Genomic DNA, 20609 nt, shown 5'->3' with positions numbered 1-20609 from the left:
CCGGACCCGCCCGCCTCTGAAGCTCGGCGTGCGTCCGGCTTTGGCTGTCCTGGTCACGCCTCCAGAAAGCTCCGCAGCACCCGCCCCTGAGTTGACTTGCGCAGCTTGCCGAGCGCCTTCGCCTCGATCTGGCGGATGCGCTCGCGGGTCACGCCAAAGGTCCGGCCCACCTCCTCAAGCGTGTGCTCCCCGCCAGCCCCCACACCGAAGCGCATCCGCAGGATGCGCTCTTCGCGGGGCGTCAGGCCCGACAGCATCCGCCCGGCCGCGTCGCGCAGGGTGGTGCGCGCGACGGCGTCGAAGGGCAGCACCGCATCCCGATCCTCGATCAGATCTCCGAGCTGGGCGTCGCCCTCTTCGCCGATCGGCGTCTCAAGGCTGACCGGCTCCTTGGCGAGCCGCTGCGCCGATGTGACCTTTTCGACGCTCATGCCAAGCTTCTCCGCCAGCTCCTGCGGCGTCGGTTCACGGCCGGCGGTTTGGGCGATGCGGCGGCTCGCACGCGCGATCTTGCTGGCCGTCTCTCCCATATGCACCGGTACGCGAATGGTCCGGCCCTGCTCGGCGATGGCGCGCGTGATGGACTGCCGGATCCACCAAGTGGCGTAGGTCAGGAATTTGAAGCCGCGGCGCCAGTCGAACTTATCCACGGCCCGCATCAGGCCGATATTGCCCTCCTGGATCAGGTCCCCAAACTGGAGACCACGATTGAGGTATTTCCGGGCGATATGAACGACTAGGCGTAGATTGGCGCGGGTGAGTTCGTCCTTGGCGCGCCGCATCTCCCGCTCACCGCCCATGATCTCGGCATAGACCGGCCGGAACTGGGCTGCCGGCAGGCCGGTCTCAGCCTCCAGCCGCAGGAGTTCCGCGCGGACCTCCATCAGCCCGGCGCGAAGTGTATCCAGCGCTGCCGCGCCTCCGCGGGCGGCTTGCAGGATGCGGCCAACCCCATCCTCCCCGCCGTCCCAGAGCCGCAGGAAAGAGTCGCGGCTCACGCGGGCCCCCTCGGCCAGGCGCAACGCTCGTCCATCCAGCACCGTCAGCTTCCGGTGCGCCGCCCTGACCTGACCGACCAGCTCCTCGACCAGGGCCGGACGTAGATGGAGATCGCGGATCAGGCTGGCCAACTCGCCCCGTTCGGTGGCCCGGGCCTTGTCGGCCTCGGCCGGAAGCCCCCGCAGTCGCTCGTGGCCGGACAGCAGGGCATCGAACAGGGCTAGCACCTCGGGCTTGAGCCGCTCGTCCAGGGTGGAGGTAGCGCCCTCGGACGCCTCATCCTCCGCATCGGCGGCCGGCATCTCGGCTGCGGCCGCTTCCAGCTCGATCATCTCGCGCAACGGCCTCTGCCCGGCCAGCAGCGCGTCGCGCCAATTGGCCAGTGTGCCGAAGGTCATCGGGCACTCGCACAGCCCGACCAGCATCCTGTCACGGCCCGCCTCGATACGCTGGGCGACCGCAACCTCCTCCTCGCGGGAGAGTAGCGGCGCGTCGCCCATCTCGCGCAGGAAGATGCGCACGGGGTCCTCGGTACGGCCGAGAACCGCCTCCGTTCTGGGCGCGTTGCCGCTCGGCCGGCCGCCTTCGGCATCCGCCTCGGCCTCATGCATTTCATGCGGCTCGTCCGCCTCGGCTGCCTCCGGCTCGTCCGTGTCCGCCGCCGTCTCGGCCACCGGCAGGGTCTCGCCCTCCGCCGACCAGGGCAAGTCAGGCAACTCCGCCGCGGCTTCAGTCCTGGCGGGGGCTTCCTCAGCCCCCTGCGGCCGCCACTCAGCCGGCAAAACATCCTTCGTTGCGTCGTGACCAACGACGCTGAAACCAGCCATCCCGTCCATGTTCAGATCTACTCACATTCCTGCCCAGCCGCGGGTTGCGCCCTTTCCGACCCGGCGACCGGTCTGCCCCTTCCGACATGTTGGTGCTGCTCAACGCCACCCCGGGAGGAGGGCCGCCAGAGCAGACGAAGCCTCCAATCGGGCTAGGCGGAACCCAGGACGCGCCAGCACCGCAATGGATGCTCATATGGGGATTACAATGGCGTATGAATACGGCCCGATCTGCATGGCTGCACCCCGGAGCCGAAGGCGCGAGAGGTTCCAGTCCACGGGGCGGGCTCCCGGGAGGGGAGGGAAACCGGCCGCCGCTGCGGCCAAGCGAGAGGGGCGTGTTCCGGGCCCGCGATTGAACAAGCACCGGGAAGTTGACCGTATCTGACGCTCCGCAATCTGCCTCTCCAGGGGAGGGCAGATCCGGGGCGCCAGTTGGTTAACCGCCGCGGAGCTATCGAACCGGCCGAGCGCAGCCGCGTTTCCTTGGGTCCGGCGGTGGCCGGCGGCACCCGCAATGGAGATTTCATGACCAACACCTCGCTCCCAGCCAAGCCGAATGCCGCCCAACTCGCATCCCCCTCCTACCGGCTGGCGGTGCTGGATCCTGATTTCCTGCTGGGTACCTCGATGCGGGGCGTCCGCTTCTTGCTGGAATTCGCCAAGGCCGACGAGGTGCTGCGCGCCTGGCAGGTGCGCTCCACGATCGTCGTATTCGGCAGTGCGCGTGTACGCGAGGATGGTGCCGGTCGACATCCATTCTGGTACGCTGAAGCACGGGCCTTCGGACGCATTGCATCGGAGCGCGGTGGAGCGTTCAGGGACGGGGAGGGTATCCGGGACAATGTCATCGCGACTGGCGGCGGTCCCGGCATCATGGAGGCTGCCAATCGCGGGGCGCAGGATGCGGGGGCGCCCTCAATCGGCTTTAACATCATGCTACCGCACGAGCAGGAGCCGAACGCCTATACAACCCCCGAACTGACCTTCCGCTTCCACTACTTTGCCATGCGGAAAATGCATCTGGCCATGCGTGCCAATGCCCTGGTGGTGTTCCCTGGCGGCTTTGGCACTCTGGACGAGCTGTTCGAACTGCTGACCTTGCGCCAGACCCGGAAGGCACCAGAGATTCCCATTGTCATGGTGGACGAGGGCTACTGGCGTTCTGTGATAAACCTAAACGCCCTGAGCGAGGCAGGCATGATTTCGCCCGAGGATCTGGCGCTGTTTCGCTTCGCCGAGGATGCCGAAGCAGCTTGGAGCTGTCTGGTCGAGCAAGGACTGGAACAGGTGTCCGCCCCGGTCAGCGCTAAACCTAAGGACATCTAAGCGGATGGTGCCTCCGTCTCCTGGCCACGTCCAAGATAGCTCGATCCGGCAGAATAGCGGAGCGCCGGACCGGGGAAGCGGGGCAAGGACGCGGGTCCGGACGAGTTCCCTACAAGTTTCCCGGATCAGATCCGGCTTAGATCAGGACGGGTCCGCTGAAGCAGGGCTTCTTCCAGCGCACAAATCTTCCGGCCGGAGGCGATCGGGCAGGAGGTGAGACGCGCACGAGCAGAGTTCATGTTCTGCAATCTGCATGTAGGCTCGGCGCGAAGCAGCCTCAGGATGACCTCACCGTCACCGAGTAAGCTGCCGCTGCACATGTTCGTGACCAACGTGCCATGATGCAGGCCTGCTTTCTACCACTGAAGCAACTCGTGCGGGTCGGTGTACGGCCATGGATTGCTAGTGCGCTGATCATCGCCGCTGGGCGCGGGCGCCGTCCTCATAGCGCTGCCCGGCGCGGCGGTACTTGTGCAGAAGACTGACCGAACGCCACGAACGACGCTGCGCTTCACGCGTTGAGAGCGGACGGTCAGTCCCATTCACCGGGACGTCCGTCATGCTGAGGTTGATCAAGGAAGTTCGCGGGCGAGGGCGGACGGCGCGCGCCAGGCCTGGCCCTCCAGGTTCGGTCTCGAAGGAGGCCGGGCAGGGTCAAGGCGCATGCATGACCGGCCCCATGCCGGACGTTGGAGCACGGGCGCGAAGGTGAGGATCAGATGAGCGACGCGGACGGAAAGACCATGCAGGTGCAGGTGGCCAATGCGCGACCAGAGGACGTCGGCAAGGGTGTGGCCCGCGTCAGCCGCAAGGTCATGCAGTCCCTGGGCATCCAGCAGGGCGACGCGCTGGAGATCATTGGACAGCGCCATACGGCCGCGCTGGCCATCCTCTCCTATCCAGAGGATGAGGATCTGGAGATCGTCCGGCTGGACGGGCTGCAGCGCGCCAATGCAGGCGTGACCGCCGGGGAGCGCATCGACATCCGGCCTGCGCAGGCGAAGACCGCCGGACGCGTAACCTTTGCGCCGGCCCAGAAGAACCTACGCCTGTCTGGATCCGGCGAGGCTCTTCGCCGTACCTTCCTGGGCCGTCCGCTGATGACGGGCGATGTCGTTTCCACCTCGGTCTACCAGCGCTCCGGGGCTCCGGACGGCCTTCGAGAGGAGGTCTTCCGGAGTTTCTACCAGCAACAGGCCTATGCCCTTCAGGAAATCCGCCTCCTGGTGGTCGGCACCTCCCCCAAGGGCATCGTGCGTGTGGGCCCGGAGACGGAAGTCGAGCTTCTGCCCGAATATGTGGAGCCGAAAGAGACACGGCGGGCCGATGTCACCTATGACGATATCGGCGGCATGGGCGATGCGGTGGAGCAGGTCCGGGAGATGGTGGAATTGCCCCTGCGCCATCCCGAGCTGTTTCAGCGCCTTGGCATCGATCCGCCCAAGGGCGTGATCCTTCACGGGCCACCCGGTACGGGCAAGACATTGCTGGCCAAGGCCGTGGCCAATGAATCCGAGGCCTCTTTCTTCAGCATCGCCGGCCCTGAGATCATGGGGAGCCATTACGGCGAGTCCGAGCAGCGCTTGCGCGACATTTTCCAGGAGGCCGGGAAGCGGGCACCCTCGATCATCTTCATCGACGAGATCGATAGCATAGCACCGAAGCGCGAGGATGCCCGCGGCGAAGTGGAGCGCCGGGTTGTCGCGCAGCTTCTCACGCTGCTGGATGGGCTGGAGCCACGGCAGAACGTCGTGGTGATCGCCGCGACCAATCGCATCGATGCCATCGACGAGGCGCTACGGCGCCCAGGTCGCTTCGACCGTGAGATCATCATCGGCGTCCCCGATCAGGCCGGGCGCAGGCAGGTCCTCGCCATCCATACGCGCGGCATGCCGCTGGGTGAGGATGTCGATCTCGACGCGCTCGCGCGCTCGACCTACGGCTTTGTGGGGGCGGATCTCTCCGCACTCGCGCGCGAGGCAGCGATGGACGCCGTCCGGCGCATTCTGCCGAAAGTCAACCTGCGCGAGGGCATTCCGCCCGAGATCCTGGCCGGCCTTCAGGTCTGCCGGGCCGATTTTGAGAATGCGCTGAAGCGGATCCAGCCTTCCGCCCTGCGCGAGATCATGATTCAGGTGCCGAATGTCACCTGGGAAGATATCGGCGGCGTCCAGGCCGCGAGGGAACAGCTGCGTGAAGGCATCGAGCTTCCGCTGAGGCATCCCGATGCCTTCCGGCGGCTCGGGATCCGTCCGGCAAAAGGGTTCCTGCTCTACGGGCCGCCGGGCACCGGTAAGACATTGATGGCAAAGGCGGTTGCGCGGGAGGCCAATGCCAATTTCATTGCCACAAAGTCCTCCGACCTCCTTTCAAAATGGTACGGCGAATCCGAGCAGCAGGTGAGCCGCCTCTTCGCCCGGGCGCGGCAGGTCGCGCCCACCGTGATCTTCATCGACGAATTTGATAGCCTGGTTCCCGCACGCGGCGGTGGCCTTGGCGAGCCGGCCGTGACGGAGCGGGTGGTTAACACCATCCTGGCGGAAATGGACGGGCTTGAGGAGCTTCAGGGTGTAGTCGTCATTGGGGCCACGAACCGGCCGAACCTGCTGGATCCGGCGCTTCTGCGCCCCGGCCGGTTCGATGAACTGGTCTATGTGCCAGTCCCCGATGAAGCCGGCCGGTTTCACATCCTCCGCATCCAGACGAAGGGGATGCCGCTGGCCGATGATGTGGATCTGGCCGAAGTCGCCCGGCGCACCCCAGGCCACACCGGCGCTGATCTCGGTGACATTGTGCGCCGCGCGGGCTTGCTGGCGCTACGCGAAAATCTCGGGACCGAGGTGATTGGCCGGGAGATGTTCGAGAAGGCCCTCGCCGACGGGCGCGCCTCGGTCACGCCGGAGATGGAGCGTGAATACGAGGAGCTGCGCAATCAACTGCGCCAGCAGGGGCCAACGCAACGCCGGCGGATCGGCTTTGATCTCGGCGGGGCTGAGGCCTGAACCGCGGCGCGCGCCAGAAGTGTCGCGCGCCGCCAGTCGCGAACAGACTTTTAAGTTCGAAGCTGTCACGCAAGGCGCTGCACATGCGCCTGCCCCTTAGGCACGGCATCCTGTAGTACCCTGAGCAGATGCTCGTGGTGGGTCAGCAGGATCACCTGCGCCGTCCCGCTGAGATGCAGGAGCGCCCGGAAGGCTGCCGCAGCGCGCGCGTCGTCGAAGCTTTGAAGGATATCATCGCCGATAAAGGGAAGCACCGTGCCGTTCGCCGCATGGTCCTCGATGGCGACGAGCCGCAATGCCAGGAAAAGCTGGTCCCGCGTACCCTCGGAAAGCTGGTCGACACCCGTCTCCTCCTCCGGAAAATCGCGGGAGCGGAGTGTCAGACGCGCCGTGCCGCGCTCATCCTCCTGTGAGGACACGCCCGTATAGGCCTCATTCGTCAGCATCGCGAAGGCCGTGCTGATCCGGCGCAGCAGCGCGTCGTCCGTACCCTCCTGCACAGCGCCCAGCGCCGCCTCGAGCAGCCCCGCCGCCACCTGCATCAGCAATGCGTCGTCCAGCGTCTGGCCGATCAGGCTGGCCGCCGCCGCCTCGCCGGAGGCGGCCTGCACGGCCATGTCGTCATCCGCGATCCGACGCAGCTCGAGCTGAAGCGCCGTCACCTCGGCCACTTTTGCCTGGGCCTGCACGGCGTGCCGCTGCTGCGCAGCGCGTGCCTCTTCCACCGCGGCTTCCAGGTCCTCCGGATGGGCTTCTGCTTCCGCCCGCAGGGCATCCAGCGACAGGCCATCCCCCGTGTCCAGAAGCTCAGCCTCCGTCGTGGCGCGCAACGCCTCCTGCCGGGCCCGCTCGGCCCCGAGGGCAATGCGTTCCTCTGCCTGCTCCACCGTGGCGGCGCCGGTGGCAGCCACCGCGGCCTGCAAACCGGCCTGCGCCTCCGCCAGCGTGGTCTCGTGCTGCCGAAGCGAAACCAGCTCCTTCTCCCGCTGGCCGAGCAGGGTGGAGCGGCGCTCGGCCAGGGCAGCCTCGGCACGCTGCCGGCGGCTCAACTCCCGCAGGCCCGCCAAGGCATCTGGGCCCGCGGGCACGCCCAGCGCCTCGCAGAGCGAGGCGTAGCCGGACCGGAACCGGTCCAGAGTGTTTCGCCAGCCCGCAGCCTGTGCCTCGAGCCCGGTTGCCTCCCGCAGGGCCTCAGCTAGGCGCTCATAGGCGTCCAGCCTGTCCTCCAGCACGGCCGGGGGCGTATCGGCGGGCTCGTCGAGCCGTTCGAGCGCCGCTGCCCAATCGGCGGCCCAGCGCGCCTGTCGCCCGGCGGCCTCGGCCTGCTCCTGCTCGATGCCCCGAAGGGCCTCGCGCGCGGCTTCCAAGGCGGCCTCGCTGGCGCGCCTGTCGCTCTCCACCGCACGCTGTCGCCGCAGACGCTCCTCAGCCCGGTCGAGCAAAAGCGGTAGATCGGCTGAAGCGGGCTCAGCCAGGGCCTGGGCCAGCCGCGCCGCCGCGCTGTCCTGCCAAGCCTGTAACTCTTCGAGCGTCGCTTTGGCCACGGCCAGTGCTTGCTGCGCGGCCAGCCCAGCCTCCCGTGCCGAAAGGGCCCGCTGCACCTCGGCCAGCCCTGCCTCCTCCTCCAACCCGATTGGCCGGATGGCATTGGCCCAGGCCATTCCCGCCTCCGCCAGCATCCGGCGCGCCGCGTCCCGCGCCGCCCGTGCCGCTGCGAGTTCTGCGCCCCGCTCGACCAGCACCCGGACCAGCCGCTCTGCCTGCGTGGTCCTTTCCGCATCCATCCACCGGGCATCGGCCAGCCTGTCGGCAGCAGTGACGGCATCGGCATAGGCCAGAGGCAGGGGCCGTTCGCCGCCATAGGCCCGCTCCGCGTTCGGTTCCGGTGTGGCGCCGGTCAGGCGGAGGAAAATGAGGTTCCAGCCCGCCTCGCGCCGGGCCCGCGCTTCTGCCAGCGCCTCGCGCGATGGCGGGGTGCCACTGGCCTCCAGGGCCGCTTGTTCGCGCCGGGCCGCGGCAAGCGCCGCTTCCGCGCGCTGGCTCTCCTCCGTCTGCCGTTCCAGGGCAAGGCGCGCGGCGTCGCGAGCGCCCACCAGGCGCTCCAGAGCAGCCAGGTCTGCGGGCGCAGATGCCGCCAACACCGCGGGATCACGAAGCGCTGCAGGCAGCCGGGCCAGAGCCGTAGAAAGGCGCGCCTCGGCTTCCAGAACGCCCCGCCGGGCGGCGGCCAGGTTGCGAGCAGGATCGCCCCCACGCCGGATCTCCGCGAGCAGCTCCTCAAGCCGTTGCGCATCGCCGGGCGGGGCGAGGGCAGCGAGCGCCGCCTCTTCTTCACCCAGCCGGGCCCGCTGCTCGGCCAGTCGGCGCGGTAGGCTAAGAAACGTGGCGTCCTGCGCGGCTCTCTCGGCGATCAGCCGGCGCAGCTGTGCAAGCAGGGCAGGGGGCGGCACCAGATCAACGGGATTGGCCGCATCCGGGCGGCCGAGGGCCGTGAGTTGCGCCGCGATGCGCTCCCGCGCAGCAGCTATTGCGGCCTCCGTTTCCGGTAGGCCGGCTGAGGCCTGGGCGGCAAGGGCCGCCATGCCCGTCAGGACTTCGACCTCCTCGATGCGGTCCAGAAGGGCGTCATCCGTGGCAATGGCCGCGATTTCGGAGTCCAGCCGGGCCAGAACGGCACGTGAGGTGTCCAGGCTATGTGCCGCGCGGGCCAGTGTGGCGCGAGCTTCCGGCAGACGGTCAGCCAAGTATGCGGGAAGCCTCGGCGCCTCGGGATGGCCCTCAAGCCAGGATGTCGCGGCCGCGTGGCGGGCCAGCAACGGCCGCACCCGGCGGATGCGCTCAAGCCGGCGAAGCTGCTCCCCCGCCTCCACCGCTGCGCGATTGCTGGCATCGCGCGCCGCCTCGGCCTCGCGCAACGTCGCCTCCCGTGCGCTCCATTCCTGCGGCCGGACGAGGCTTTGGTTCTTCTTCCGCCGGCTGTCCGACCAGCGCTCCAGGGCAAGGTAGAATGGCCGAGTGGCGGTCTTGCGGAGCGGCGCCAGCTTGTCGCGCTCTTCCTCCAGGCTGCGCCGCAGCGCGGATGCCTCGCGCAGCCCGCCCGCAGCCGCCAGCAACGCATCGGCCAGGACGCCGCCAGATTGCAGCAATTCCCGCCCGCCCTGGCGCAGTCGCTCCGTGTCCAGCGCAAAAAGCTGGGAGAGCAGCCTGCCATCCGCCCGGCCGAGCAGCCGGTCCAGCCAGGCCTGCTCCAGCGGCGCATCGTCCTCGCCCGACAGCGTGTTCTTGATGCCCTTGCGCCGCGTGAAGCTGATCGGCGTGCCGTCTGGCGCCAGGCCCGTGGCTGAAAGCTGCATGCCGGCATAGCCATGGCGGAAGCCCATGGGCGTCTGCCCGCCGATGCCGAAAAGCAACTCACCGAAGGCATGGCGCAGCACGGATTTGCCGGCGCCATTGGGGGCGAGGATGAGATTGATGCGCCCCGACTCCGGATTGAAGGAGAGGCTGGTGTCCGCGAAGGGGCCGTAGCGCTTCAGGGTCAGGCCGGTCAGGCGCAAGGCGCGGCGCCTCAGCTCTGGGCCAGGCGGGCCAGCAACAGGTCACGGGCCCGCTGCAGCAGCTCCGGAGAAAGATGACCCTCGGCTGCCCTCACTGCCGCGTGATCGGGGCCGAGCGCTTGCCGCAGCCCGCCCGCGCCGCGGTCCAGCAAGGCGGCGGCGTAGCTCTTCGCCGCGGCGGCCGGACCCGCCGCAGCTTCCGGCTGCTCTGTCAGTGTCTCGATCATGCGCACCAGCCGCCCCACCGCATCGTCCCGCGCCCGAAGCGAATCAAGGTCCAGCATCGGGCGGGTAGCGAGGCGTACGTCCTCCAGCCAGAAGGCGTCGGCCTCCGCGACCTCCAGCCCGGCGGCGAGGAGTTTCTGGCGCAGCGCGGCAGGATCGCGTGCCAGGGCAAGATGAGCGGGGCAGGGACCTTCCAGCCGAAGGCGCATGGCCAGGAGCCGCCCGTCCGCGGCATCCATTGCGGCTCCGATGGCGCGACGGCAACGCTCCAGCACCGCTTCCTCGTCGGCAGCGCCATCGCAGTCCACGATCACGCGGTTCCAGCGCACCACGTCCAGCGGACGGTGCTCGACGCTCGCCACCCGGCCATGCCGCACGGTGACAAGGCTGGCGCCCTTCGCCCCACCCTCGTTGACATGGCGGCCCTGAAGGTTGCCGGGAAACACGATCCAGGGGTCCCGCAGCACCTCCTCGCGCGCGTGGATATGGCCGAGCGCCCAGTAGTCATAGCCATGAGAGGCCAGTTGCTCGACCGTGCAGGGGGCATAGGAAGCATGGCCCGGCCGCCCGGTAGCGGCCGTGTGCAGCAGGCCGATGTTGAAGCGGTTCGGCGCCGGCCTGGGATAGGCCTGGGCAAGGTTCTGCTGGACGTCGCGTGTCTCGAAACTCTGGCCGTGCAGGATGACGCCAAGCTCTGGCCAGTCCACCGTATCCGGTCGGTCAGCGCGCAACAGCGTCGCGCCATCAGGAAGGCGGAGGGAGCGGGTCAGCACGCTTTCGGCGTCGTGGTTGCCGCGGATCGCCACGACCCGGATGCCCGCGCGGGTGAGACGCGCCAGCGCGGCAACCAGCGCCTGGCCCGTACGGAAATCGGGCCAGTCCCCGTCATAGAGGTCGCCTGCAACGACAACGAAGTCGACCTTTTGAGCGATGGCAAGGTCGATCAGGTTGCCCAGCGCGTCGCGCGTGGCCTGCCGAATGCGCGCGGCCGGGGCATCCGCGCCCAGGCCACGCAGAGGGCTGTCCAGATGCAGGTCGGCGGCGTGCAGGAAGCGAAAGCTGTTCAAGATAGGCCCATTCTACCCCCTCAGCGCCGGACGATCCAGGTGGGCGGCCAGGATGCCTCCCCGCGGCCACCGGGGAGCAATCCCCGGGGAAGAGCCTACGCGCCGGCATAGACCCGTTCGCCACGTATTAGGGTGACCCATCAACGTTTCTGCACCTGTCCAGGCGGCGCCGGCTTCGGCGGCACGGCGATCCAGGCCCGCCGAAAGGCAGGGTGCCCATTACGCGCGCAGCGCGGCCCCGATACGTGGGGCGGTGGCGGCCGGGGTGGAGTCGATCGGGAAATGCAGCGCAGCGGCGACGAAGCCGGCGATCGCGGTCGCCGTCCAGACCAGGCCGTAGGACCCCGTGAGATCGAAGACGATGCCGCCGGACCAGGAGCCGAGAAACGAGCCGATCTGGTGGCTGAGGAAGCATAGCCCGAAAAGCGTGCCCAGATGCCGCGTACCAAACACCTTGGCCACCAGCCCGCCTGTAAGCGGGACCGTGCCGAGCCACATCAACCCCATCAGCGCCGCGAAGGCGAAGAGCCATAACTCGTTTTTCGGTGCGAGAAGGAAGGCGAGGATCACCACGCCGCGAAGGAGGTAAAGCCAGCCGAGCACCTGCTGCTGCGGGAATCGCCCGCCGAGCCAACCGCAGGCCCAACTGCCGATCATGTTGAAAAGGCCGATCAGGGCCAGCGCCATGGCACCCGCGCCGGGCGGCATGGCGCAGAGCGTCAGGTAAGCCGGCAGATGCGTCGCGATGAAGGCAAGCTGAAACCCGCAGGTGGAGAACCCAAGGGTGAGGAGGCAGTATCCGCGGTTACGCAGTGCCTGCGCCACGGCCTCACGGACCGGCACGGACGGCTCCTCCTCAGCAGCGGCCCGGGCCGAGCCGCCGAGTAGTAAGCCGACAGGTGCCACAGCGAGCAGGCATGCCGCGAGGGCAAAGAGGGAAGCTGCGGTGCCGGAAAGCTGGGCGATACCTTGGGCAAAGGGGACGAGCAGCGCCTGCCCGAGCGAGCCGCCCGCGCTGGCCAGGCCCATGGCCATGCTGCGCCGCTCAGGCGGCACAGCGCGACCGAGCGCAGCCATCACGACGCCGAAAGTGGTGCAGCTGACACCGATCCCGACGAGCAGGCCCATGCCGAACACCAGCGCCGTGCCCGTGGAGGCGAGGGCGGTGACGCACAGGCCGCATGCAAAAAAGGCAGCGCCGATCGCAACGACAGGGGCAGGCCCGTAACGGTCCGCCGCCGCGCCCGCGAAGGGCTGGGCGACGCCCCAGACCAGGTTGTGCATCGCGATAGCGAAGGCGATCAGCCCCAGGGAATGGCCGTATTCCGTTGCCAGAGGGCCCAGGTAAAGGCCGAAGCTCTGTCGTGCTCCCATGGCCGCGCTCACGATGGCACCGCCTGCGACCACCGAGAGCAGGGCGTTCCGGTGCGGGCCCGACATCATGGCCGTGCTTCCTGCAACAACTCGCGCAGAAGCTCGGCGATACGCGGGTCCGTGCTGCGGCCGGCGTTGAAGCGGAAATGCCGGCTTGGCTGCCGTCCGGGTCGAAAAAGTGTGCCGTCGGCCAGCACCATGCCGCGGTCGCGAGCGGCAATCACCAAGCCCCCAGGGGCACCAGGAGGTGCCTCGGCCCAGATAAAGAGCCCATCTTCCCCACCGGAGATCGTGAATCCGAGTTGCCGCAAGCGCTCCATCACCAGACTGCGCGCCGCGGAAAGACGTGCGCGCAGCGTCTCCACATGGCGGCGGTACTGACCGGACGAGAGCATTTCCAGCATGAGCAGCTCTTCCATCCCGGATCCGGTGAGAGCGGTGGTGATCTTGGTCCGCAGCAGCGCCTGCGTGCGCTCAGGCGAAGCGGCGAGAAAGCCGATCCGCGTTCCCTGGCCGATCAACTTGGTAAAGCTCGCGACGTGGACCACGGAGGCGCCGCCGTCGAGCTGCATGAGGCGGACCGGCTCGCCCGCGTGCAGGTCGCCATAGACATCGTCCTCGACGAGCAGCAGGTGGTAGCGCTCGGCGATCCGGAGCAGGCGATGAAGGCTGGCCGGAGACGCAGTCCAACCCGTGGGGTTGTGCAGCACGGGCTGAAGAAAGAAGGCTTTCGGCGCTCCGGTGCGGCAGGCGGCCTCCACAGCATCCAGACAGGGGCCTTCGGGCAGGCGCGGCACCGGAACCATGCGCACACCCCGCTGGGCCAGCATCGGAAACAGCATGAAATAGCCCGGGTCCTCCACCAGCACCGTGTCGCCAGGGGAGAGGAAGGTCTGCACCACCAGCTGCAGGGCCTGGGACCCACCTGCCGTCATCAGCACGCATTCCGGCGGCAGGGTGATGCCGCGCATGGCAAGGCGCTGGCACACATGCTGGCGGATCGCGGCCCCGCCCTGTGGCGGTGCCACACGCGGCAGATGGGCGGGCAAGTGACGATGGAAGCGGGAGAGAACGCCGCCTTGCCAGGATCCTTCGGTCCAGGCCTCGGGTAGCACGCCGCTGCCGGGACAGAGGACATCCTCCCGCGATTCCAGCATGGCCATGGCGACGCCCTCCGGCACGGTGGGGTCGGGTTGTGGGAGGCGCGCCGGCGGGGGCAGGGTGGCGGGGCGGATCACATAGACGCCGGAACCGGCGCGGGAGACGGCCAGCCCCATGGCAGCGAGGCGCGCATAGGCTTCGAGCACGCTGTGCACGCTGATACCGGTGCGCCGGGCCAGCGTGCGGATGGAGGGAAGCTTCGTGCCCTGGGTGAGGCTGCCTGACCGGATCAACACAGCGAGTCGTTCAGCAATCTGGTCGGCCAGTGGAAGTGGCGCCTGGCGGTCGATCTCAATGCTCAGGCGTGCATTTCCGCCGAGAATAAGGCGCAGGACGGGCGTGGCCGAGGTGGCTGGAACGGGGCTCTGAACCATCGGCGACGCCTCCCTGCGATACGTGCCGGAAGAAGCATCGGGCCGTGGCCCGGGTGGAGCAAGGCGAGGCGTGGCGGCGTACCGCACAACTGTATCGGCGGCATGACGGCACAGTACGCGCCTGCTGGTGAGCCCAGACTCCGCTCGCCTCAGTCCCGGCTCCCACGACTGTGCTGGCGACCAGGCGATGCAGTTTTGCCTGTACGGGGCTCACTGTGCTCTGCCGGGCTGCCAGGGTAGTGCGCATTGTCCCGGCATGTCGGAACGCTCTACCGGGTTCGCCGTGCCCGTCGTCACGGCGTTTATCCTCCGGCGTCTACGTCAAGCCGCCGCTGCGTGCTGCCTCCGCCTGCGCCGTCTGCTGCAACGGCGCCGCCAACGCCGCTACCTTATTGAGATGGATGCGCGCATGCTGCGCGACATCGGAGCAGACCGGGGCGAGGTCTGGCGCGAGGCACGCAAGTGGTGGTGGCAGGTCTAGCGACACTGAGGCCAAGCGGCTTTGACATTCAACGACGGCTTGCCGTGGCCGGAACGGTTTGGCCCGCGGCACGGGAGGGCGGTGTATCCATGGGCCTGACCGTCACGGCGCAGAACCTGTAGCGGCCTCATCCCTCCGCGGTGATGCCAAGCCGGCGAATCAGACCGTTCCAGCGGGCTCGTTCGCTGGCGACGAAGCTGGCGAAGGCCCGAGGTTCGGAGGCGACAACCTCGAAACCAGCATTTTCCAGCACGCCCCGCACGCGCGGCTCGGCGAGCGCGGCGCGCGCCTCCTCAGCCAATCGCTGGGCGACCGTCGGCGGTGTCGCGGCCGGTGCCACCAACCCGATCCAGGCATAGCTCGACGCGTCCGGCAGCCCCGCCTCAGCGAGGGTCGGCACGGAAGGCAGGCGTGGCAGACGGGCGTTCGCGGTCACGGCCAGGGCGCGGACCTTGCCCTCGTTCACCTGGGGCAAGATGCCGGCGGCGATGATGATCATGGCCTGAATGCGCCCCGCCACAAGATCGAGCGTCGCCTCCGGGAAGCCCCGATAGGGCACGTGCAACAGGTCGATGCCGAGCCGCGCCTTGATCTCCTCCATCGCCAGATGCCCGGCCGAGCCGGGCCCAACCGACCCGAAGGTCAATGCGGCCGGATTGGCCTTCGCATGCGTGACCAGCCCCGCGAGGTCCTGTGCAGGCACGGAGGGGTGCACCACCAGCAACTGCGCGCCCTGCACAAGCTGCGAGAGATAGGCGAGATCGGTGGCGGGGTCGTAGGGGAGGTGGCGATAGAGCGCCGGCGCCGTGACAAGCGGGCCGTTGATGCTCACCCCGATCGTATGCCCGTCTCGCGCCTTGGCGACGGCATCGGTGCCGACATTGCCCCCGGCCCCGGCACGGTTGTCAACGACGAAGGGTTGACCGAAGACCTCGGAAAAGCGTGGCACCAGTGCACGCGCGGCGGTATCGGGCGTGCTTCCCGGCGGAAAGGGCACGACCATGCGCACGGGGCGCGTCGGCCAGCTCTCCTCCGCGGCCTGCACAGCCGGCGCAACCGCCGCGGCAGCGACGCCGGCCAGCAGGGAACGCCGGCCCAGAGCCAGCGGGTCGTGACGGTCCATCCTGTTCTCCTCCCTCCCCGGGATCTCGCCCGGTCCCATTTAAGTTCCGGCAAAGCCTCAGCCGAGAAAGACGCCCCTCTCGGCCAGGCTCCGCTGCAGGGAGAGGATAGCCACATCCCGGCTATTTCCGCTGCCCCGGGCGGCCATAGCCGCCGCGGTGCCGGCGGCCTCGCCCATCACCAGGCAGGCGCCGGAAACGCGCGCAGCAGACTGTCCCATATGCGTCATACCGGCGCAGCGGCCCGCGACAAGCACATTGTCCAGCCCCTGGGGCAGCAGCATGCGATAGGGCAGGTGGTTAAAGCCCCGGGACGCCGGGATGTCCTGCCATTTGAACAGCACATCCCCCGCCACATGCGCTTCAATGGGCCAGCCATTCACGCCGATTGAATCATCGAAGCTGGCGCAATCCAGCACGTCTTCCTCGGTCATCATGGCGTCGCAGAGAACCCGGCGGGTCTCGCGTAGCCCGAGCTGCGGCGGAATGTCGACGATGTAGGAGTCACGGAAGGCCGGAACGCGCGCGCGGAGGAAGGCGAAGCTGTCGCGGATCTGACGGCGGCCCTCGATCTCACCATAGCTCAGCTGGGCCGCATCCGTGCCATCCACCGCGCTGCCATCGGGGTTGGTGACCTGGGTAACGTTCGCACGCCACTCGATGGAGTTCTTCTGCGGGCGGATGATCGGCGTTTTGCGCGGAAAGCGCATGCCCTCTTCCCGCTCGGCCGCAGCCATGAGGGCAGGGATGCCTTCCCAGGCCCGCGCCTCGGCCGCACCCGGTGCCACAGCATTGAGCCGAAACATGGTCGAGGGGTAGAGCATTCCACCCTGGCCATCCCCCAGCTCCCAGGGCGCTCCAGCCCAGACAGCCAGGTCGGCATCACCGGACGCGTCGATAAAGACGCGCCCCAGCACGGCACGCCGTCCCGACCGCGTCTCGACCAGCAGCGCCGAAACCTTCCGCTCATCGCTCATCACCACGCCAGCGGCCACGGCATGAAACAGGATGTGGGCGCCTGAAGCCGCGACGAGATCGTCGGCAGCGATCTTGAAGGAAGCGGTATCATAGGCCTGTGCCCAGGTCTTGCCGAACACGTCATGCGGCGCCCGTAGCCCGCCCAGACGGTCGATACGGCCCAGCAGGTCGTCGGTGACGCCATGCACAACCTGCTGAATCTCCCCATGCACATTCGCATGCAGGCCGCAGAAATTGGTCACCCCGGCCGCCGTTCCCATGCCGCCGAAGAAGCCATAGCGTTCGATCACGAGGGTCGAGGCCCCCGCCCGGGCCGCTGCCGTGGCTGCCGCGATACCGGCCATACCCCCGCCAAGCACGACCACGTCGTACTCTCCGAACACCTCGGTTTCCCGGCTCGGCTCGGTCAGCACGCGCGCACTTGTCATCAGCTCACCTTCCCCTTGGTACCGGGACCGCTGCCCGCCCGTTCGAATATGCGACGTCAATCAAGCTCAGCCGGGTCCGTCAGCCTTGCATCCTGGGCCGCGGCGCGGCGGGTTCGCGCTTGTATCTCCAGCCGTTTGCCGCCCTTGTTCAGGCGTTGCCGCGATCCTCGCGGAACAAGTGTAGCGCTTCCTGGATCGGCCGGTCGGAGAAGGAGAACAACACGCTGTCCTCTGCCGCCTCATGCCGGACCTTCTTCCAGGAAGGCACGACGAAAATATCGCGCTTGCCCCAATCCACGGCGAAGTCGTCGCCAATGAAGCTGCGGCCGCGCCCCTCGATTGGCACGAAGACGGTCGCATCCGTCGAGCGGTAAGCGGAAGAGGAGAAGCCTTTGGGCAGAAGCTGAATGAAACTGCCCATGGTCGCCATGGCATGGCCGCCGGTGACAGGGTTGGTATAGCGCATCTTCAACCCGTGGCAGGGATCCCAGGCTTCAGCGCGGCGCATGCGCTCCAGCGCCTCCCGCGTTCGGCTGTAAGGGTAATTGAAGACAGGAGAGCTGGCACCCGTTGCTCTGTGATCCACCGGCAGAAGGTTGGCGCCGAAGCGCGCATCGCTATCCCCGACAGGACGAGAGATCGGTTGCTCATCTTCGCCCAGGTGCTCGGCGAAGGAGGCGTCAAGAAATTGCACCAAGGGAATGTCGAGCCCGTCGAGCCAGAAGATGGGCCGATCACTCTCATTGCCATGGTCATGCCAGGTCATGGGGGGCGTGATGATGAAGTCGCCCTCTTCCATGATCGTGCGTTCGCCGTCTACGGCGGTGTAGGCGCCGCTTCCCTCGAGTACGAAGCGCAAGGCCGTTTGGGTGTGGCGGTGCGCCGGGGCGACCTCGCCAGGCAGCACGAGTTGCACGCCGGCATAGAGATCCGTTGTGATGCGGGACTGCCCGCGCAACCCGGGATTCTCGAGCACAAGCACGCGGCGCTCGGCTTCCTTTGCCGTGATCAGGCCGCCGGCTTCCATCATGGCCGCGCGGATCTTGTCGAAGCGCCAGCTCGCCGGCCGGCAGGGGCTCCGCGGCTCCGGCGTAACCAGCTCCGCCAGCGAGAGCCAGAGCGGAGTCATGTTCTGGTGGCCAATCCGCTCGTAGAAAGCCTTGCGTGCCGCTTCCCGGTCCGTCTGGTCCTGGATGTCGGATGCCATTGCTTCCTCCTGCTCTTAAATTGACCGTATACGGAGTACCTGTATATCGTCAATTCACGCATACCGGCTGTGGGCGCCATGGCTCGGCGTGAACGAAACAGGTCTCCCATTTCCCGGCGCCCGTAGGGCCCGGACGCTATCGCAGGGTCCATGCCTGCGCCAGGGAAAGGGGCCGGGGAGGATAACCATGCGTCAGGAAAGGCCCATTCTCGTCGCCGGGGGCGGCATCGGCGGGCTGGCAGCCGCTCTGGGCCTGGCTCGTGCCGGCTTCGAGGTGGTGGTGCTGGAGCGCGCACCTGTGTTGGCGGAAATCGGAGCCGGAATCCAACTCGGCCCCAACGCCTTCGAGGCCTTCGATCATCTGGGGATCGGCGACACGGCGCGCGCCATGGCGGTCTATGTGGACCGGCTGCGCCTGATGGACGCCCTGACCGCCGAAGATATCGCGAGCATCGACCTGACCGAACCTTTTCGTCGCCGCTTCGGCAATCCCTATGCCGTGGTGCACCGGGGCGACCTGCACGGCGTCTTTGTACGCGCATGCCAGTCGCAGCCGCGCATCACGCTTCGCACGGGCTGCATGGTCGTGGGCTATGAGCAGGATGGCGCGACCGTGACGGCACAGCTGCGCTCTGGCGAGTCCATCAAGGGCTCCATATTGATTGGGGCGGACGGACTCTGGTCGCGCATCCGGCAGCGGGTGGTCGGCGATGGTCCACCGCGCGTGACCGGCCATACCACCTACCGCTCCGTCATTCCGACTGAGCAAATGCCGGAGGATCTACGGTGGAACGCGGCGACCCTATGGGCCGGCCCGAAATGCCACATCGTCCACTACCCGCTTTCAGGCTGGAAGCAGTTCAACCTGGTCGTCACCTACCACAATGACGCGCCAGAGCCCGTCGCCGGCCAGCCGGTGGAGGAGGAGGAGGTGATGGCCGGCTTCCGCCACGTCCATCCGCGGGCGCAGAGCATCATCCGCCACGGGCGCGACTGGAAGCTCTGGGTGCTGTGCGACCGTGACCCTGTGGAGCGCTGGGTGGATGGCCGAGTGGCGCTGCTGGGCGATGCGGCGCATCCCACGCTGCAATATCTGGCCCAGGGTGCCTGCATGGCGATGGAGGACGGAGTTTGCCTTGCCCAGGAGATGGCGGCCCGATCCGACGCCGAGGCAGCCCTGGAAGCCTATTGCCGGCGCCGGCTACTGCGCACTGCGCGGGTGCAGATTCAATCGCGCGCTGTGGGCGACCACATCTACCATCCTGCCGGCGCTCATGCCGCGCTGCGGAACAGCATCATGTCTGCGAAGTCGCAGGAGCAATGGTACGACGCGGTGAACTGGCTCTACGGCGAGACGGGACTGGGCAGGGCGCCCGGGCCGGTCGCGATGGCGGCCGGCACCTGATTCCGATCTAGGCGGCAGGCCTCAGCGCGCGGAGCCCAACACTTTCGCGCGCAGGTCATCAACAAATGACACAAACCAGCGGGTGTACTCGGCGGCTTCCTGCGTGCTTCCACCCACTGTCTCCAGCGACATGTCCGCCAGGCGGTTTCGCACGGAAGGGGTGTACGCCGCGCGGTCATAGGCCGCATTGACCTGCGAGATGATTCCAGGCGGGGTGCCGCCGGGGGCCCAGAGGATAATGCCCATGTTGAAGGTGAGGTCAGGAAAGCCAGCCTCCGCGATGGTGGGCACGTCAGGCACCTGCGGCAGGCGTTCCGGCGACATCACGGCCAGCGCCTTCAGCTTACCGGCCTGGACATGCGGCAATAGCAGCGCCGTGGGCTGCACGAGATAGGCAATGCGGCCCGCCAGCAGGTCCGAGGTGTAGTCGCCGCGGTAGGGAACATGCACGGCTTCAAAGCCCATGCGCTGAGCCAGGCGCGCGCCGATCAGGTGGAACACGGTCCCCACGCCGAAGGAGGCATAGTTGAGTTCGCCCGCCCGCTGCTTTCCAACCTGCGCAAGCTCCGCCAGGGTGTTCACGCCGAGCGACGGAGTGGCCACCACCATCCAGTGGTCACGGGTGGCGCGGGATACCGGCGTGAAATCCTTGAAGGGGTCGAGCGGTTGTCGGTCCGCGAGTAAGAAAGCATGGACCACCGCATCCGCCCCTCCAAGAAAGAGGGTGTGCCCATCCGCCGGGGAGCGCGCCGCGGCCTCGGCCGCTATAATTCCGCCCGCCCCCGGGCGGTTCTCCACCACCACCGGCTGGCCAAGTGCCTCGGCCATCGGATCGGCTGCTGCCCGGGCCGTCAGGTCAATCGTGCCGATGCCGGGCGCAACGCCGACGATGATCCGCACTGGGCGGGTCGCATAACTCCGCTGCCCCTGGGCGCGGATCGCTGCCGGATGCAGGACTGCCGGCGCGGCCAGTGCCCCGAGGATCATCCTCCTTCGCATGGATGTTTTCTCTCCCGAGCTTGGTATTCGTTAATCGGCCGTATCCTAAGGGAGAGATGGCCAGGCGCAAACAAGGCC

14 protein-coding genes are annotated in these 20609 nt (G+C 67.8%); 4 read left to right on the top strand and 10 right to left on the bottom strand.

The annotated features are described in order from the left end of the window. Nucleotides 1–53: 53 nt before the first annotated feature. Nucleotides 54–1826, bottom strand: a complete 1773-nt coding sequence (gene rpoD / locus ACO1BU_RS14075) for an RNA polymerase sigma factor RpoD (RefSeq protein WP_424136588.1) — start codon at nucleotides 1824–1826, stop codon at nucleotides 54–56. Nucleotides 1827–2324: 498 nt separating this feature from the next. Here rpoD and ACO1BU_RS14070 point away from each other — a divergent pair, with 498 nt between their 5' ends. Continuing rightward, complete coding sequence (locus ACO1BU_RS14070) at nucleotides 2325–3155, top strand: LOG family protein (RefSeq protein WP_424136587.1); 831 nt, start codon at nucleotides 2325–2327, stop codon at nucleotides 3153–3155. A 414-nt stretch (nucleotides 3156–3569) separates the two neighbouring features. Here ACO1BU_RS14070 and ACO1BU_RS14065 read toward each other — a convergent pair whose 3' ends face one another. Beyond that, entirely contained in the window at nucleotides 3570–3716 is a 147-nt protein-coding gene (locus ACO1BU_RS14065; protein ID WP_424136586.1) for a hypothetical protein, read from the bottom strand. Nucleotides 3717–3874: 158 nt separating this feature from the next. Here ACO1BU_RS14065 and ACO1BU_RS14060 point away from each other — a divergent pair, with 158 nt between their 5' ends. After that, nucleotides 3875–6157, top strand: a complete 2283-nt coding sequence (locus tag ACO1BU_RS14060; RefSeq protein ID WP_424136585.1) for a CDC48 family AAA ATPase — start codon at nucleotides 3875–3877, stop codon at nucleotides 6155–6157. 65 nt (nucleotides 6158–6222) lie between these two features. Here the strand turns inward: ACO1BU_RS14060 and ACO1BU_RS14055 are convergent, their stop codons facing one another. The 4 genes from ACO1BU_RS14055 to ACO1BU_RS14040 form a co-directional block, all read right to left on the bottom strand. Then, complete coding sequence (locus ACO1BU_RS14055) at nucleotides 6223–9711, bottom strand: AAA family ATPase (protein ID WP_424136584.1); 3489 nt, start codon at nucleotides 9709–9711, stop codon at nucleotides 6223–6225. Nucleotides 9712–9722: 11 nt separating this feature from the next. After that, a complete protein-coding gene (locus tag ACO1BU_RS14050; RefSeq protein WP_424136583.1) occupies nucleotides 9723–11003 on the bottom strand; it encodes a metallophosphoesterase family protein in 1281 nt (426 codons plus the stop codon). 219 nt (nucleotides 11004–11222) lie between these two features. Next, nucleotides 11223–12446: an MFS transporter gene (locus ACO1BU_RS14045; protein WP_424136582.1), complete on the bottom strand. Its 1224-nt coding sequence runs from the start codon at nucleotides 12444–12446 to the stop codon at nucleotides 11223–11225. Next, nucleotides 12443–13912 carry an aminotransferase-like domain-containing protein gene (locus tag ACO1BU_RS14040; protein WP_424136581.1) on the bottom strand — a complete coding sequence of 490 codons (1470 nt, stop codon included), beginning with the start codon at nucleotides 13910–13912 and terminating at the stop codon, nucleotides 12443–12445. The genes ACO1BU_RS14045 and ACO1BU_RS14040 overlap by 4 nt, the downstream gene beginning before the upstream one ends. Nucleotides 13913–14168: 256 nt before the next feature. Here ACO1BU_RS14040 and ACO1BU_RS14035 point away from each other — a divergent pair, with 256 nt between their 5' ends. Next, a complete protein-coding gene (locus ACO1BU_RS14035; RefSeq protein WP_424136580.1) occupies nucleotides 14169–14393 on the top strand; it encodes a YjiS-like domain-containing protein in 225 nt (74 codons plus the stop codon). A 127-nt stretch (nucleotides 14394–14520) separates the two neighbouring features. Here ACO1BU_RS14035 and ACO1BU_RS14030 read toward each other — a convergent pair whose 3' ends face one another. From ACO1BU_RS14030 to gtdA, 3 genes are all read right to left on the bottom strand, one after another. Further along, entirely contained in the window at nucleotides 14521–15516 is a 996-nt protein-coding gene (locus ACO1BU_RS14030) for a Bug family tripartite tricarboxylate transporter substrate binding protein (RefSeq protein ID WP_424136579.1), read from the bottom strand. A gap of 57 nt (nucleotides 15517–15573) precedes the next feature. Continuing rightward, entirely contained in the window at nucleotides 15574–16920 is a 1347-nt protein-coding gene (locus tag ACO1BU_RS14025) for an FAD-dependent oxidoreductase (protein ID WP_424136578.1), read from the bottom strand. A gap of 148 nt (nucleotides 16921–17068) precedes the next feature. After that, entirely contained in the window at nucleotides 17069–18127 is a 1059-nt protein-coding gene (gene gtdA, locus ACO1BU_RS14020; RefSeq protein ID WP_424136577.1) for a gentisate 1,2-dioxygenase, read from the bottom strand. Between the two features lie 187 nt (nucleotides 18128–18314). Between gtdA and ACO1BU_RS14015 the strand changes: the two genes are divergently transcribed. Continuing rightward, the gene (locus ACO1BU_RS14015) at nucleotides 18315–19532 is read left to right on the top strand and encodes a 3-hydroxybenzoate 6-monooxygenase (protein ID WP_424136576.1); all 1218 of its coding nucleotides are present in this window, start codon (nucleotides 18315–18317) and stop codon (nucleotides 19530–19532) included. Between the two features lie 21 nt (nucleotides 19533–19553). Here ACO1BU_RS14015 and ACO1BU_RS14010 read toward each other — a convergent pair whose 3' ends face one another. After that, entirely contained in the window at nucleotides 19554–20531 is a 978-nt protein-coding gene (locus tag ACO1BU_RS14010; protein WP_424136575.1) for a Bug family tripartite tricarboxylate transporter substrate binding protein, read from the bottom strand. Nucleotides 20532–20609 lie beyond the last annotated feature (78 nt).

The sequence above is a fragment of the Roseomonas chloroacetimidivorans genome (assembly GCF_049629625.1).
Lineage (GTDB): Bacteria > Pseudomonadota > Alphaproteobacteria > Acetobacterales > Acetobacteraceae > Roseomonas > Roseomonas chloroacetimidivorans.
Note: the sequence above shows the minus strand (reverse complement) of the source record. Positions and strands in the feature narration are given on the sequence as shown.